Here is a 13,498-nt window from a genome sequence, read left to right as displayed (position 1 = left end):
ACCCACCCCCCGTATGATGTTTAACCGTTTCGGATGTCATGAAATCACCCGGAGAAACTGGAGAATATGATGAGCCTAAAGTGATGAATTATTGGTCAAAAAAACTGATATCGGCGCAATAATTGGTGCAGATCAGCGAAGTGCCCCCCGGCACTCCGCTGATCCGGGGTCGTGTCAGGCCGCGTGGCCGAACTCCGCGTCCTCCCCGTCCGGCCCGCCCTCGCTCAGATCGAGCGCGAAGCCGCGGACCCGTGCCTGCTGGTGCGTGACCGAACCTGCGCGCGCCGGGGCCTTGGGCGCCTTGGCGATCGCCTGGCGGGGCGCAGGCTTGCGGACCGCAGGCTTGGCTTCGACAGGGCGTGCGCCCTTGGCAACCTGGAAGAAGGTGATGCTATCCTGCAGATCCTCGGCACGCCCGGCCAACTGGGTCGAGGTGCTGGAAATCTCGTCCGAGGCCGAGGCGTTCTGCTGCGTTACCTTGTCGAGCTGCTGGATCGCCTCGTTGATCTGGGACGCACCGATATCCTGTTCACGGCACGCGGCGCTGATCTCGGCGACCAGTTCGGCGGTGCGGCGGATGTCGGGCACCAGCTTGACGAGCATCTCGCCGGCCTGGGTCGCCGCAGAGACGGTGGCAGAGGACATGCCGCTGATCTCGGCCGCCGCCGACTGGCTGCGCTCGGCCAGCTTACGGACCTCTGCGGCCACCACCGCGAAACCGCGGCCATGTTCGCCCGCACGCGCGGCCTCGACGGCGGCGTTCAGCGCCAGCAGATCGGTCTGACGCGCGATTTCCTGCACGATGCCGATCTTCTCGGCGATGGTGCGCATCGCCACGACCGCCTTCTGCACCGCCTGGCCACTCTGCTCGGCGTCCTGCGACGACTGGCGCGCGATCTTCTCGGTCTGCGCGGCATTGTCGGCATTCTGTTTGATGTTGGCCGCCATCTCCTCCATCGAGGCCGAGGCTTCCTCGGCCGCCGCCGCCTGCTCGGTCGCCCCTTCGGACACCTGTTCGGAGGCGGAGGACAGCTGCTGGCTGCCGCTGGCGACCTGATCGGCGGCGCTTGCGACATTGGTCGCGAAATGGGTGAGATTGTCGACCAGATGGTTGATCGCATCCTTCATGCGCCGGTGATCGCCGTCGCATTCAATCTCGACCCGTTCGAGCAGCGATCCGGTACTGACCAGGTTGAGGACGCGGTTGCCCTCTCCGATCGGAAGCAGGATCGCGTCGAGCATCCCGTTGATCCCGCTGACCAGCCCGGCGAAGTCGCCGGGGAAGCGGGTCGCGTCGCCGCGCTCGCTGAGCCTGCCCGCCGTCGAGGCCGCGATCAGGCGCTGGATCTCGCCGATGATCGCCTTGAAATTGGCGCGCAGCAGTTCGATCGTGTCATTGATGAACGCCTTCTTGCCCGGCAGCTGTTGCATGGGCGCGTCGAAATTGCCCTCGCCGAACTGCCGGATGCAGGCCATCGCCATCTTCTTGGCGGCGATATGGTTGACGACCATCTCGTTCAGGCGGCGGGCCATGACGCCGAAATCGCCCTGGAACTTCTCCACCGGCACGAACACGTCGATGTCACCCCGATCATGCTCGGCCGACATGGTATTCATCTCCGCGATCAGGCCCTTCAGATTGCCGCGAAGCTGCTCGATCGTATCGTTGATGAACGCCTTCTTGCCCGGCAGCGGTGCGAGCGGTGCCTCGAAATCGCCCTGCGCCAGCGACTGGATGCAGGCCATGGCGCGTTTCTTGACCGCGATATGGCTTGCGACCAGCTCGTTGACGGTTCGGGCCGCGGCAGCCAAATCGCCGTGGAATTCGTCGACGGGGAGAATCACGTCGATATCGCCCCGCTCATGCTCGGCGGCGACATGCGCCAGCCGCTGGTTGAAGGCGGCGGCGGGCATCGCGGCGGTTTCCAGCAGATCGTTGACCGCGACCAGCATGTCGCGCGCCTTCCCGGTCGCCCCCGACAGGTCGGCCCGTTCGTCCAGCCGTCCCTGGGCAAAGGCCCGCTGCAGTCGGCCGATCTCGGCCGTGGCGACATCGACATGCGATGTGTCTTTCAACGAAGCATGGAACCGCATTATCGTCTCCTGATAGGGCTATGAAGCGACCGCTCAGGCCGCCGAGGCGACCGTGCGGGTCGCGTCAAGGTCAGTCGCGCCGAACAGGCGCATCGGATCGAGCAGCGCGACGAAGCCCGCGCCCCGCCGCAGGATCGCCTCGATCTGGTCCGACCGCCAGCGACCGCCCAGATCGGGCGCACCCTCGACCGAGTCGGCGGCGAAGGTCGCCACGTCGAGCACCCGGTCGACCACCAGCCCGAGCGCAAGCGGCTTGCCTTCGTCCCCGGTCATGTCGACGACCAGGATGCGGGTGGTCAGCGTCGGCTCGACCGGGCTCAGGCCCAGCCGGACGCGCAGGTCGACCATCGGCACGGACTCGCCGCGCACATCGGTCAACCCCAGGAACCAGTCGGGTGCGTGAGGCACCCGATAGGCGTTGCGATGGTCCAGGATTTCGCGGACCGTGGTGACGGGGAGGGCGAATTCCTCCTCCCCGAGACCGAAGACCACGACCTGGATGTCGTGCGCGCCGCTCAGGCCGCGCGTCCGAATTCGGCGTCCTCGCCGTCCGGCCCCCCATTGGTCAGGTCGAGTGCAAAGCCACGCGCACGGGCCTGCTGGTCGGCGACCGAGCCGGAGCGCGGAGCGGCTGCCGATTTGGCGGGCTTGGCCGAGGCGCGTGCTGCGGGCTTGCGGACCGCCGCCTTGGGACGGGCGTGGTCGCCGCCAGCCTCGACCCGGAAATAGGCGATGCTTTCCTGAAGCTCCTCGGCCTGGCCAGCCAGTTCTTCCGACGTCGACGAGATCTGCTCGGAGGCCGAGGCATTCTGCTGCGTCACCTTGTCGAGCTGCTGGATCGCCTCGTTGATCTGGACCGCGCCGATATCCTGTTCGCGGCACGCGGCACTGATCTCGGCGACCAGTTCGGCGGTGCGGCGGATGTCGGGCACCAGTCGGGTCAGCATCTCGCCGGCCTGGGTCGCCGCGGAGACGGTGTCGGAGGACATGCCGCTGATCTCGGCCGCCGCCGACTGGCTGCGCTCGGCCAGCTTGCGGACCTCTGCGGCCACCACCGCGAAACCGCGACCATGTTCGCCCGCACGCGCTGCCTCGACGGCGGCGTTCAGTGCCAGCAGATCGGTCTGGCGCGCGATTTCCTGCACGATGCCGATCTTCTCGGCGATGGTGCGCATCGCCACGACCGCCTTCTGCACCGCCTGGCCGCTCTGCTCGGCGTCCTGCGACGACTGGCGCGCGATCTTCTCGGTCTGCGCGGCATTGTCGGCATTCTGTTTGATGTTGGCCGCCATCTGCTCCATCGAAGCCGAGGCTTCCTCGGCTGCCGCCGCCTGTTCGGTCGCGCCCTGGCTCACCTGTTCCGATGAGGACGACAGCTGCTGGCTACCCGCCGCGACATTCTGCGCCGCCTGGGTGGCATCGCCCACGACGCCGCGCAGACGGTCGACCATGGCGATCAACGCATGGCCCAGAACGTCCTTGTCGGACAGCGGCTGATGGTTGACGGTCAGGTCGCCGCTGGCGATCGTGTCGGCCAGTTGCGCGCTTTCGCGCAGGTTGGCGGTCATGCGGTTGACGGTGTCGACCAGATCCTTGATCTCATCGTTCGAGTGGACGACCACGTCCTGGGACAGGTCCCCGATCGCCACCGCGTCGATCGCCACGGACACCGTCTTCAAGCCCTGCGAAACGAGGCGCGAAATCCAGAAAGCACCCGCCACCGCGATCAGCAGCGCCAGACCGGCGGTGATGAACAGGACGTTGCGGGCATTGGCATATTGCGCATCGGTATCGGCGTCGGCCTGCTTCATGCCCTGCTGCGCGATGCCGACGATCTGGTCGAGCTCCGCGGTCATCTGCCCGGCAAGCTCACGCGACTTGGAGATCGAGATCTGCCCCGCTTCGGCATTCTTGTTGGCCATCGCCAAACGACGAACCTGATCGTTGATCGGCACATATTGGTCGAACAGCGCCTGGACCTGCATCCAGCGCGGCTTGCCCTCGGCTGTTGCCATGTTGGTGCCCGTGGCGATCAGGTCCCGCGCCTCGTTGCGCGCCTTCAAGACCTCGGCATCGAACTTCTGGGTCAACTCCTCGTCCTCGGTCAGCGCCATGTTCTTTTCGAAGCGCAGAACCTTGCTGATCCGCTCGTTGACGCGGACCGCGATTTCCAGCCGCTTGGCCGGCCCCGCTATGACCTCGGTGATCGCCTCGTTGAGGACGCTCATCTTGGTCACGCCGACGCCGACGACGGCCAGTAGCAGACAGACGATGAGCGTGAACGTCACGCCCAGCTTGAGTTTAATCGTTGCACGCATGTTTATGTTACCCCCCCGAAACTGGTGAAATCAGTGAACGCTGACAGGTTCACCGCCACGGGCGGTGAGACGGGAAAACAGGGCGGCTAGGTCGGGCAGGACGACGACATCGCCCCCGCGCCGAACCAGGCAGCGGACATGCTCGCGCGGCCAGCGCATACCGATGACGGGCGCCTCCTCGGCATCGCCCGCATGGAGCACCGTGACTTCGTCGACGCGGTCGGCGGTCAGCCCGATCAGAATGGGCGCGCCGTCCATGTCCAGTTCGATCACGATGATCCGGCTGTCGGCGGTGGCGGCATGCGCCTCCATCCCGAACGAGCCGCGCAGATCGGCGAGCGGCACGATGCGACCGCGAAAATTGATGACCGAGGCGGCAAGCGCATCCGCGCCCGGCACCATCGTCACCGGCATCATGTCCAGAATCTCTCGGACGATGCCCGCCTCCAGTGCGAAGGTCTCTCCGCCCAGGCCGAAGGTCAGGACCTCCAGGCCGTTGTCGGGCGTCCAATGGGGTACTTTGTGATACGGCATGGGCTTATCCAGCGGCCAGACGCCGCTCCTCCCTGGGCTGGCTCAGCGCAATGAGCTGGGCGATGTCGAGGATCAGGGCGACCGAACCGTCGCCCAGGATGGTCGCGCCCGCAAAGGCGGCGACGTTGCGGTGGAGCGGCGACATGGCCTTGATGACCGTCTGGTGGTTGCCGACGATCTGGTCGACGACCAGGCCGACGCGCTCGGCACCCGTGCCGACCACGACGATCTTCTGATAGGTGTCGGGCTTGGTCCCCGTCTCGAACAGGTCCCGCAACCGCAGGAAGGGCACCAGCCGTTCGCGCAGCGTGATGATGCTGCGCCCGCGCGAGCGCAAATCCTCCTCCAGCGACAGCTCCAGGCATTCCTCGACCGCCGCGAGCGGGATCACATAGCGTCCCTCGCCCACCCGGACGAGCAGCCCCTCGATGATCGCCAGCGTCAGCGGGATGCGCAGCGTGATGGTTGACCCCTGGCCGGACACGCTCTTCACGTCGATCGAGCCGCGCAGGCTTTCGATCGTGCGCTTGACCACATCCATGCCCACGCCCCGGCCCGACAGGTTCGTGACCTGCGCCGCCGTCGAGAAGCCGGGATGGAAGATCAGGCCAAGGAGTTCGTCCTCGCTCACCACCTGGCCGGGCTGGATCAGGCCATTGGCCTCCGCCTTGGCGCGGACCCGCTCGACATCGATGCCGCGTCCGTCATCGGTGATGGTGATGAGGACTTCGCCGCCTGCCTGATGCGCACTCAAGCGGATCACGCCGCTGGCCGACTTGCCCGCCGCGATACGGTCTGCGGCCTTTTCCAGGCCGTGGTCGCAGCTGTTGCGGATGATGTGGACCAGCGGATCGAACAGACGCTCGATCACGGTCTTGTCGACCTCGGTCGTTTCGCCTTCGGTCACCAGCTCGATCGCCTTGCCGGTCTCGTTGGCCAGATCGTGGATCAGGCGGCGGAAACGGCCGAACAGCGTCGACACCGGCACCATGCGCAGGATCATCATCGTGTCGCGCATCTCGCCCGCCAGACGCTCAATCTCCTCCGACACCGAGCGCAGGCTGAGGTCATGACCGTTGCCCGCCAGCTGCGACAAACGGCTCTGCGCGATGACGAGTTCGCCGACGCGGTCCATCAGTTCGTCCAGACGCTCGGCGGGCACGCGGACATGCTCGCCCTGCGAGCGGTTGGCCGAGGCTCCGCGCGGCGTCGTGTCGTTGGCGGCCACCGGCGCATCCATGGTCACGGACGCGTGTTCCGGCGTCGCCGCCACCTCCGCCTCGGCCTCTTCGACCGCCAGCGGGGTGATGGTGATTTCCATATCGTCCATGACGAACAGGAACACGTCCTCGATCGCCTCGCGCGAAATGTCGCCGATCAGCGTGCAGTCCCAGCCGACGAAGCAATGGCCGGGGTTGAGGTCGTCGAGCGTGGGCACCTTGTCGAAGGTCGCCACGATCGTCGCTTCGCCCAGTTCGCGCAGCTCGTCGAGCAGCGCCAGTGGGCTGGTGCCGTTGGCCATGGCGTCGGGCGGCAGGCGGAAGGACAGCGCCCAGCCCTGCTTGCGCGGCGCCGGAGCGGGAACGGGCGCACCGCCCCCGGCCGCGGCATCGACCGCCCCCGCCAGCCGGTCCAGGATCGCCTGGCCATGTGCGGCCGGGGCATCGCCATCGACCAGCGCGCGCATATGGTCCGCCGCCGACAGGATCACCGAAACCAGTTCGGGCGTCGCACGGACATCGCCCTTGCGGACACGGTCGAACGCGCTTTCGCAGTGATGGGTGAAGGCGGCCAGCGCATCGAAGCCGAACATCGCGCCCGAGCCCTTCAGCGTGTGAAGGCCTCGGAACACGGCGTTGACGAGGTTCATGTCGTCCAGCCGGTGCTCCAGGTCGAGCAGGCCCTGTTCGACCTGTTCGAGAAGCTCGCCCGCCTCGATCCGAAAGGCGGCTGTCGGATCCTCGCCGCTCCCAGGGCCGCTCATCGTGCCAGCACCTTCTGGGCGACGCGGATCAGCTGTTCGGGCTGGAACGGCTTGACCAGCCAGCCGGTCGCGCCCGCCGCCTTGGCCTGTGCCTTCATCGAATCGTCCGATTCGGTGGTCAGGAAGATGATCGGCACGCCGGCCTGCGACGGCTGCTGGCGCAGCGCGCGGATCATCTCCAGCCCATCCATATTGGGCATGTTGAGATCGGTGACGATCAGGTCGAACCGGGTTTCAGTCGCCTTGGCCAGCCCCTCGGCGCCGTCGGCGGCTTCCGTCACCGTATAGCCCGCGCCGGTCAGGGCGATACGAATCGCCATGCGCAGGCTCGCGCTGTCGTCGACGGTCAGGATGGAAGCGGTCATTGGACGGTGTCTCCGTGAAGCCAGAATTGGGTGTCGTTCGCCGAGGCGGGCAGGAAGGCCGCACGGGTCAGCAGCGCGCGCAGCGTCGCGTCGGCAGGCGCCGACAGCGCGAAATCGCACCCCGCCGCCGCCGCGCTGAGACGCGCCGACTGGACGAGCTGAATGACACTGAGGTCCGGCGAAGCGGCAGCGGTCAGGTCAAGCCGGACGGTCGCATCGGGCGCGATCGCATTCTTCAAGTCTTCGGCCAAAGCGCCGATGGTCGGCAGGCACACGTCCTCGCTTGCCATCACCATGGTGATCGACATGATGTATCCTTCAGGTCAAAGGTCCGGACACGCGGGATTTCCCCGCGGCCCAATCAAAAGCTCATGAAATACCAAGCAAGCCCGACCGGGGCGGCAGCCGCCCGGTCCACAGAGGCGGCCCGGCCGAAACCCATCGGTTCCAGCGGGATCATTCCACACCTTGTCATCTGCAATACCCCCCAATTCATCGGGCGGTGTAGCAGGCAATAGTAAAATCCAGCTTAAATGGCGACGCTATATGTCGAAAATGGGCATTGGTCGCTCGCACGCCTTTCGGACAAGCACCACAATGGGCTTATCTCCGGCGCATGAGACAATCGTCACGTCGAAGGGCGACTCCCCGACCGGCCTGTCGAGTCGCGGAAGCCCCTTTTGCAGGGGCAGCGCATCCGTTATTCGGCGAACAGCGCGCCCGCTTCCTCGGCGGTCAGATCGATTCCGAACATCAGGCTCAATCGCATTCGATACACGCGCGGATCGCCGATCGTCGCGGCGGTCTCGTCCTGTCCGATCCGGCGGCGATAATGCCGGTCGGTCAGCGCAGCAAACCCGCGCGGAAGAACGATGCTGACGATCGTCGCCTGGCGGAAACGGCTGTCCGGCGCGGTCGAGGTCCAGTGATTGGCCAGTCCCAGGTCTGCATCCCACACATGATCGGTGGTGAAGCTATACTGGGGCTGCCATCCCTCACCCGTCGCGCGGCCATCGGTCAGGCCGGGGTGCCCGTCACGCAGCAGCATCCAGCCATGCTGGGGATCGCGGGCCAGCCGGAAGCGCGCGCCGTCGGGCGCGGTCGTCTCGGCTCCCTCGAACAGCGGCATGGGAGGTGAATAGCTGCCTCCAAAGCCCGCATCGGCGATCCAGTCCTGCCCGTCGATATGAACGAGGCTGAGCGTATGCGTGGTCGGCGGCACTTCCGTCGCCCCCAGCCAGACCCGCGCGAGCAGCGGCCGAGCGGAAAAGCCATGCGCGGCCAGCGCGTCGAGGAACAGTCGGTTCTGTTCGAAGCAATAGCCGCCGCGCTTGGCCACCACCAGCTTGGCGAAGACGCCTGCGCTGTCGATCGCGATGGGACGGCCGAGCCGGACATCGATATTCTCGAACGGAATGGCCTGGCGATGCGCCCATTGCAACCGCGCCAGCCCTTCGGCATCGACAGTCACGCGCGAGGGCAGAGCGATACGGGCGAGATAGGAATCGAGATCGAACATGCGCCCGTCCTTTAGGGGGCCGAACCGGAATTGTCGAAGGGGGAGCCAGCCGGTTCCCCGCCCCCTTCTGTCCCTGCGCGCGAGGGGATATAGGCGGGGGCGATCATGACCTTTCCCCCCGACGACCCGACCCTGCCCTTCGGCCCGGACGCGATCCGCGCCGCCGCGTCCGTGATCCTGGACGGCGGCATCGTCGCGGTGCCGACCGAGACGGTCTATGGCCTCGCCGCCGACGCGACCGACGCGCGCGCGGTGGCGCGCATCTATACGGCCAAGGGGCGTCCGTCGTTCAATCCGCTGATCGTCCATGTCCCCGATCTGGCGGCGGCACGCGCGCTGGCCGGCTTCGACGACGATGCGCTGGCGCTGGCCGAAGCCTTCTGGCCCGGCCCCCTCACCCTGGTTCGCCCGCTGAACGATGGCGTGGGCATCGCGTCGCTGGTAACGGCAGGGCTGGACACGGTCGCAATCCGCGTGCCGCGTCACCGCGCGATGCAGGCGCTGCTGGCCGAAACCGGCCGCCCGCTTGCCGCGCCCTCCGCCAATGCCAGCGGCGGGATCAGCCCGACCCGCAGCCGCCATGTCCGCGCCAGCCTGGGGCCGGAGGTGCCGATCCTCGACGACGGCGCGACCGAGGCGGGTCTGGAATCGACCATCGTCGCAGGTCGCACCATCCTGCGCCCCGGCCCGGTGACGGCGGCGATGCTGGCGCAGGTGCTGGGCGATATGAGGCAAGGCCCCGAAGCGCCCGCCATCGTAACCGCGCCGGGCCAGCTTGCCAGCCATTATGCCCCGCGCAAACCCCTGCGCCTGGACGTGGCCCAGGCGGCGGCGGACGAATGGCTGATCGGCTTTGGCGCCGTGCGCGGGCATGACAGCCTGTCGGAGAGCGGCGATCCGGTCGAAGCGGCGGCAAGACTGTTCGAGGCGCTACACCGCGCCGATGCCAGCCATTGCGCGAGGCTGGCCGTGGCTCCCATCCCGATGGAGGGGATCGGCGAAGCGATCAACGACCGGCTGAGGCGGGCGGCCACGCGGTAGGGTTCGGGACGTGGCCTTCGACTGTGCTCAGGCGGAACGGGGCGGGATCGAAAGCTGACGCCGACCCCGCCCCCACCCCTTACGCCGTCACCGCCTTCGATCGCGCGGCGAAGCTCTTGCGCAGCTTCTGCAACTTGGGCGGGATCACCGCCATGCAATAGGGGTTCGACCGGCCCGACGTTTCCCAATAATCCTGATGATAATCCTCAGCCGGATACCACTGCGCCATCGGCTCGATCGTGGTGACGACCGGCTTGTCGAGCCCGGCCTGCGCGCGTTCGATCGCCGCCTTCATCGCGGCCTCCTGCGTCTCATCCGCCGGGAACATCGCCGAACGATACTGGGTGCCGACGTCATTGCCCTGGCGGTTGAGCTGCGTCGGGTCGTGTGTCGCAAAATAAATGTCGAGCAGATCGCCCAGCGCCAGCTGTTCGGGATCGAACCCGATGCGGATCGCCTCGGCATGGCCGGTGTCGCCACCGCACACCTGCTTATAGGTCGGGTTGGGCAGCGTGCCGCCGATATAGCCGCTTTCGACCGATTCGACCCCGATCACGTCCTTGAACACCGCCTCGGTGCACCAGAAGCAGCCCCCGGCCAGCGTCACATATTCGGTCACTCGGAATCTCCTTGTCGTCTTGTATGCCTAGATAGGAAGGCGCTAGGCGACGGCAATCGGGGTTGAAGGACAAATGCGATGGCGACGATCGACGGCAAGGTGATGGTGACCGGCGGGGCCGGTTATATCGGCAGCCATGCCGTGCTGGCACTGCTGGATGCGGGCTATGAGGTCGTCGTGCTCGACAATCTCGTCACCGGCTTCGACTGGGCGGTCGATTCCCGCGCCTCGCTGGTCGTGGCGAACGTCGCCGACGACGATGCCGTGCGCGCCGCGATCCGCGAACACCGGGTACGGGCGATCATGCATTTCGCCGGTTCGGTCGTGGTGCCGGAGTCGGTCAGCGATCCGCTCAAATATTATCGCAACAACACCGCCGCCAGCCGTTCGCTGATCGAAAGCGCGGTGGCCGAGGGCGTGCCCCACTTCATCTTCTCATCGACGGCCGCCACCTATGGCACGCCCGAAAAGGTGCCGGTGTCGGAGAATGATCCCAAGGCGCCAATCAACCCCTATGGCATGTCCAAGCTGATGACCGAGATCATGCTGAAGGACGTCGCCGCCGCGCATCCGATCAATTACTGCGCGCTGCGTTACTTCAACGTCGCGGGGGCCGATCCGAAAGGACGCTCGGGCCAGTCGACGGTCGGCGCGACGCACCTGATCAAGATCGCTGTCGAGGCGGCGATCGGCAAGCGCGACGCGGTCGGCGTCTACGGCACCGACTTCGCCACCCGCGACGGGACGGGCGTGCGCGACTATATCCATGTCTCCGACCTTGCCGCCGCGCATGTCGCCGCGCTCGAATTGCTCATCGAGCGGCCGGGCGAGAGCCATACGCTCAACTGCGGCTATGGCCGTGGCTTCTCGGTCCTCGAAGTGCTCGACGCGGTCGACCGGGTGACCAACCTGAAGATCGAGCGCCGGATGGAAGGCCGCCGCGCGGGCGATCCGGCCGAACTGGTCGCCGACAACAGCGCGATCCTGGCCACCCTGCCCTGGCGGCCCGAGCGCAACGATCTGGACGGCATCGTTCGCGATGCGCTGGCCTGGGAGCGCAAGCTGGCCGAAATGGGCCGCTGACCCGGTGCGGCTGCGCTCGCTCCTTTTCGTGCCGGGCGACCGGCCCGAGCGGATGACCAAGGCGGTCGGGATGGGCGCCGACGCGCTGATCCTCGACCTGGAGGACGCCGTCGCCCCCGATGCCAAGGCGCGCGCACGCGAAGAGGTGGCGCGGTTCCTGGCCCAGCCGCGAGAGGCGGGCGTGCGATTGTTCGTCCGGATCAACCCGGTCGACGGTCCACTTGCAGCGGATGACCTGGCCGCGATCCTGCCCGCCCGGCCCGACGGGATCGTCCTTCCCAAGGCGGAAGGACTGGTCAGCCTTCATGCACTGGCGGCGCGCGGGGTGACGCATATCCCGATCCTGCCGATCGCGACCGAAACGCCGATGGCGCTGTTCCGGCTGCACGAATATGCCGGATCGCCTCTGCCGCTGGCCGGGCTGACCTGGGGGGCGGAGGATCTTCCCGCCGCGATCGGGGCGGCCACCTCGCGCGAGGCGGATGGCGGCTATACCGCGCCTTATCAGCTCGCGCGTTCGCTGACCCTGTTCGGGGCTCATGCGGCGGCCGTGGCGGCGATCGAGACGGTCTATCCCGATTTCGCCGATCTGGACGGCCTGGCCGCCTATGCCGCGCGCGGGCGGCGCGACGGCTTTACCGGCATGATGGCGATCCATCCCCGGCAGGTGCCGGTCATCAACGCCGCCTTCACCCCGACGTCCGAAGAGCTGGCGCACGCGCAGGCGATCGTCGATCTGTTCGCCGCACATCCGGGATCCGGCGTCCTCCAGTTGAACGGTAAGATGCTTGACGCCCCGCACCTGAAGGCGGCGCAGGCGTTACTGGCGCGCGCCACCCCATGACCGGCGGGCGGCCGCCGTCGCCCACCACCAGCCCAGCGCCCAGAGCGTGCCGAAGCACCAGCCCGCCGCCACGTCGGACGGCCAGTGCACGCCCAGATAGACGCGGCTCGCCCCGATCGCCCCGACCAGCAGCACCGCGATCGCCACGATCGCATGGCGCGCCCGGCGATGGCCGGTCAGCTGCGTCGCCAGCGCGGCGAGCGTCAGATAGACCATCGCGCTGCCGGCGGCATGGCCGCTGGGAAAGCTGGCATTGTGCACATCGACCCAATGCGGCACCAGATCGGGCCGCGGGCGTGAGACCATGTGCTTCACCCAGGTCACGACCGCCCCGCCACTGATCCCCGACGCGACGGTCGCCAGCGCGAGCAGCCACCAGCCGCGCGCGAGCAGCAACATTGCCGCCCCCGCCACCGCCAGGATCAGCACCGGCACGCTGCCCAGCGCGGTGAAATCCACCGCCACGGCGCGCAACCCCTCCGACCGGGCATGGGTGCGCAGCCCCGTCAGGATCGCGCGATCCCAGGCGAAGGGCCAGTGGTCCACCGCCAGCCCGAGCATCAGCAGCAGAGTCAGCGCCATCGCCCCCGCCGCCACGCCGCGCAACGCCATTGGCATCGCCGACATGCGCGGTGGCGCGACGGGCAGCGTATCGCCTGCTTCGTCGCCGCCCGAGGCAGAGGCTCGATCGGTCATGAAATGTCTGCCGTCATGCCCGGTCTTTGCGGCCAACCCGACTGCAGGGCAAGCGGATCAGCAATCCGAACGAAATCTCTCGGCCGCCAGCGTGGCGCCAAGCCCCGATCCAAAGCCAGGTACCGCCCGATCATTCGGACGATCATATATATTCGAAAAATGGGTTTGTTTGTTTACGGTTTTTGTCTCATGAATGAGGCACGCCGACGCGACGATTGGCGGGAGAGGATTGTACCACCATGGAAGAGCATGTGATTTCGCCGATCGATCGCCTGATGATCCTGGCCATCGGTGCGGTGTCGAGTTGGCTGGCCGTCGGCGGCGTCGTGCTGGGCACGTCGAAACTGATCGGACATCTGTTCTGAAGCAAAACGGCGCAATCCCCGGCATCAGACAGTCGG

At 66.9% G+C, this 13,498-nt stretch carries 14 protein-coding genes; 4 read left to right on the top strand and 10 right to left on the bottom strand.

The genetic code is table 11. The features are described 5' to 3' along the window. Positions 1–174: 174 nt before the first annotated feature. The 8 genes from GGR45_RS17905 to GGR45_RS17870 form a co-directional block, all read right to left on the bottom strand. The gene (locus GGR45_RS17905) at positions 175–2,094 is read right to left on the bottom strand and encodes a methyl-accepting chemotaxis protein (protein WP_175310272.1); all 1,920 of its coding nucleotides are present in this window, start codon (positions 2,092–2,094) and stop codon (positions 175–177) included. 33 nt (positions 2,095–2,127) lie between these two features. Beyond that, positions 2,128–2,586: a chemotaxis protein CheW gene (locus GGR45_RS17900; RefSeq protein WP_415640742.1), complete on the bottom strand. Its 459-nt coding sequence runs from the start codon at positions 2,584–2,586 to the stop codon at positions 2,128–2,130. 23 nt (positions 2,587–2,609) lie between these two features. Next, complete coding sequence (locus tag GGR45_RS17895) at positions 2,610–4,412, bottom strand: methyl-accepting chemotaxis protein (protein WP_183989020.1); 1,803 nt, start codon at positions 4,410–4,412, stop codon at positions 2,610–2,612. Positions 4,413–4,442: 30 nt separating this feature from the next. Then, complete coding sequence (locus GGR45_RS17890) at positions 4,443–4,946, bottom strand: chemotaxis protein CheW (RefSeq protein ID WP_175310311.1); 504 nt, start codon at positions 4,944–4,946, stop codon at positions 4,443–4,445. A gap of 4 nt (positions 4,947–4,950) precedes the next feature. Continuing rightward, entirely contained in the window at positions 4,951–6,930 is a 1,980-nt protein-coding gene (locus tag GGR45_RS17885) for a chemotaxis protein CheA (protein ID WP_175310312.1), read from the bottom strand. Beyond that, complete coding sequence (locus GGR45_RS17880; RefSeq protein ID WP_175310313.1) at positions 6,927–7,295, bottom strand: response regulator; 369 nt, start codon at positions 7,293–7,295, stop codon at positions 6,927–6,929. The genes GGR45_RS17885 and GGR45_RS17880 overlap by 4 nt, the downstream gene beginning before the upstream one ends. After that, complete coding sequence (locus GGR45_RS17875; RefSeq protein WP_175310314.1) at positions 7,292–7,603, bottom strand: STAS domain-containing protein; 312 nt, start codon at positions 7,601–7,603, stop codon at positions 7,292–7,294. Before GGR45_RS17875 ends, GGR45_RS17880 begins: the two co-directional genes overlap by 4 nt. A gap of 392 nt (positions 7,604–7,995) precedes the next feature. After that, a complete protein-coding gene (locus GGR45_RS17870; protein ID WP_175310315.1) occupies positions 7,996–8,814 on the bottom strand; it encodes an arylamine N-acetyltransferase family protein in 819 nt (272 codons plus the stop codon). A 105-nt stretch (positions 8,815–8,919) separates the two neighbouring features. On the opposite strand from GGR45_RS17870, the gene GGR45_RS17865 reads away from it, so the two are divergent. Next, on the top strand, positions 8,920–9,855 hold the full coding sequence (locus GGR45_RS17865; RefSeq protein ID WP_175310316.1) for an L-threonylcarbamoyladenylate synthase: 936 nt from the start codon (positions 8,920–8,922) through the stop codon (positions 9,853–9,855). A 79-nt stretch (positions 9,856–9,934) separates the two neighbouring features. Here GGR45_RS17865 and msrA read toward each other — a convergent pair whose 3' ends face one another. After that, entirely contained in the window at positions 9,935–10,474 is a 540-nt protein-coding gene (gene msrA / locus GGR45_RS17860; protein WP_175310317.1) for a peptide-methionine (S)-S-oxide reductase MsrA, read from the bottom strand. A 78-nt stretch (positions 10,475–10,552) separates the two neighbouring features. On the opposite strand from msrA, the gene galE reads away from it, so the two are divergent. Then, positions 10,553–11,557, top strand: a complete 1,005-nt coding sequence (galE, locus tag GGR45_RS17855; RefSeq protein ID WP_175310318.1) for a UDP-glucose 4-epimerase GalE — start codon at positions 10,553–10,555, stop codon at positions 11,555–11,557. Positions 11,558–11,561: 4 nt separating this feature from the next. Beyond that, the gene (locus GGR45_RS17850) at positions 11,562–12,401 is read left to right on the top strand and encodes an HpcH/HpaI aldolase/citrate lyase family protein (RefSeq protein ID WP_175310319.1); all 840 of its coding nucleotides are present in this window, start codon (positions 11,562–11,564) and stop codon (positions 12,399–12,401) included. On the opposite strand, the gene GGR45_RS17845 is transcribed toward GGR45_RS17850, so the two are convergent. Further along, positions 12,378–13,097 (bottom strand): phosphatase PAP2 family protein, encoded by a 720-nt coding sequence (locus GGR45_RS17845; RefSeq protein WP_246358306.1) that lies wholly within the window; start codon positions 13,095–13,097, stop codon positions 12,378–12,380. The genes GGR45_RS17850 and GGR45_RS17845 overlap by 24 nt on opposite strands. Positions 13,098–13,336: 239 nt before the next feature. On the opposite strand from GGR45_RS17845, the gene GGR45_RS19875 reads away from it, so the two are divergent. Continuing rightward, on the top strand, positions 13,337–13,462 hold the full coding sequence (locus tag GGR45_RS19875) for a hypothetical protein (RefSeq protein ID WP_281394147.1): 126 nt from the start codon (positions 13,337–13,339) through the stop codon (positions 13,460–13,462). Positions 13,463–13,498: the final 36 nt, after the last annotated feature.

Source organism: Sphingomonas zeae, from assembly GCF_014197135.1.
In the GTDB taxonomy this organism is placed as follows: Bacteria; Pseudomonadota; Alphaproteobacteria; order Sphingomonadales; family Sphingomonadaceae; genus Sphingomonas; species Sphingomonas zeae.
The sequence above is the reverse complement of the archived record's forward strand: the minus strand, read 5'-3'. Positions and strand labels throughout refer to the sequence as shown.

Bases quoted from the DNA above. Each gene is read 5' to 3' on its own strand.
- GGR45_RS17905 (WP_175310272.1), bottom strand. From the start codon at position 2,094: ATGCGGTTCCATGCTTCGTTGAAAGACACATCGCATGTCGATGTCGCC.
- GGR45_RS17895 (WP_183989020.1), bottom strand. From the start codon at position 4,412: ATGCGTGCAACGATTAAACTCAAGCTGGGCGTGACGTTCACGCTCATC.
- GGR45_RS17890 (WP_175310311.1), bottom strand. From the start codon at position 4,946: ATGCCGTATCACAAAGTACCCCATTGGACGCCCGACAACGGCCTGGAG.
- GGR45_RS17885 (WP_175310312.1), bottom strand. From the start codon at position 6,930: ATGAGCGGCCCTGGGAGCGGCGAGGATCCGACAGCCGCCTTTCGGATC.
- GGR45_RS17880 (WP_175310313.1), bottom strand. From the start codon at position 7,295: ATGACCGCTTCCATCCTGACCGTCGACGACAGCGCGAGCCTGCGCATG.
- GGR45_RS17875 (WP_175310314.1), bottom strand. From the start codon at position 7,603: ATGTCGATCACCATGGTGATGGCAAGCGAGGACGTGTGCCTGCCGACC.
- GGR45_RS17870 (WP_175310315.1), bottom strand. From the start codon at position 8,814: ATGTTCGATCTCGATTCCTATCTCGCCCGTATCGCTCTGCCCTCGCGC.
- GGR45_RS17865 (WP_175310316.1), top strand. From the start codon at position 8,920: ATGACCTTTCCCCCCGACGACCCGACCCTGCCCTTCGGCCCGGACGCG.
- galE (WP_175310318.1), top strand. From the start codon at position 10,553: ATGGCGACGATCGACGGCAAGGTGATGGTGACCGGCGGGGCCGGTTAT.
- GGR45_RS17845 (WP_246358306.1), bottom strand. From the start codon at position 13,097: ATGACCGATCGAGCCTCTGCCTCGGGCGGCGACGAAGCAGGCGATACG.
- GGR45_RS19875 (WP_281394147.1), top strand. From the start codon at position 13,337: ATGGAAGAGCATGTGATTTCGCCGATCGATCGCCTGATGATCCTGGCC.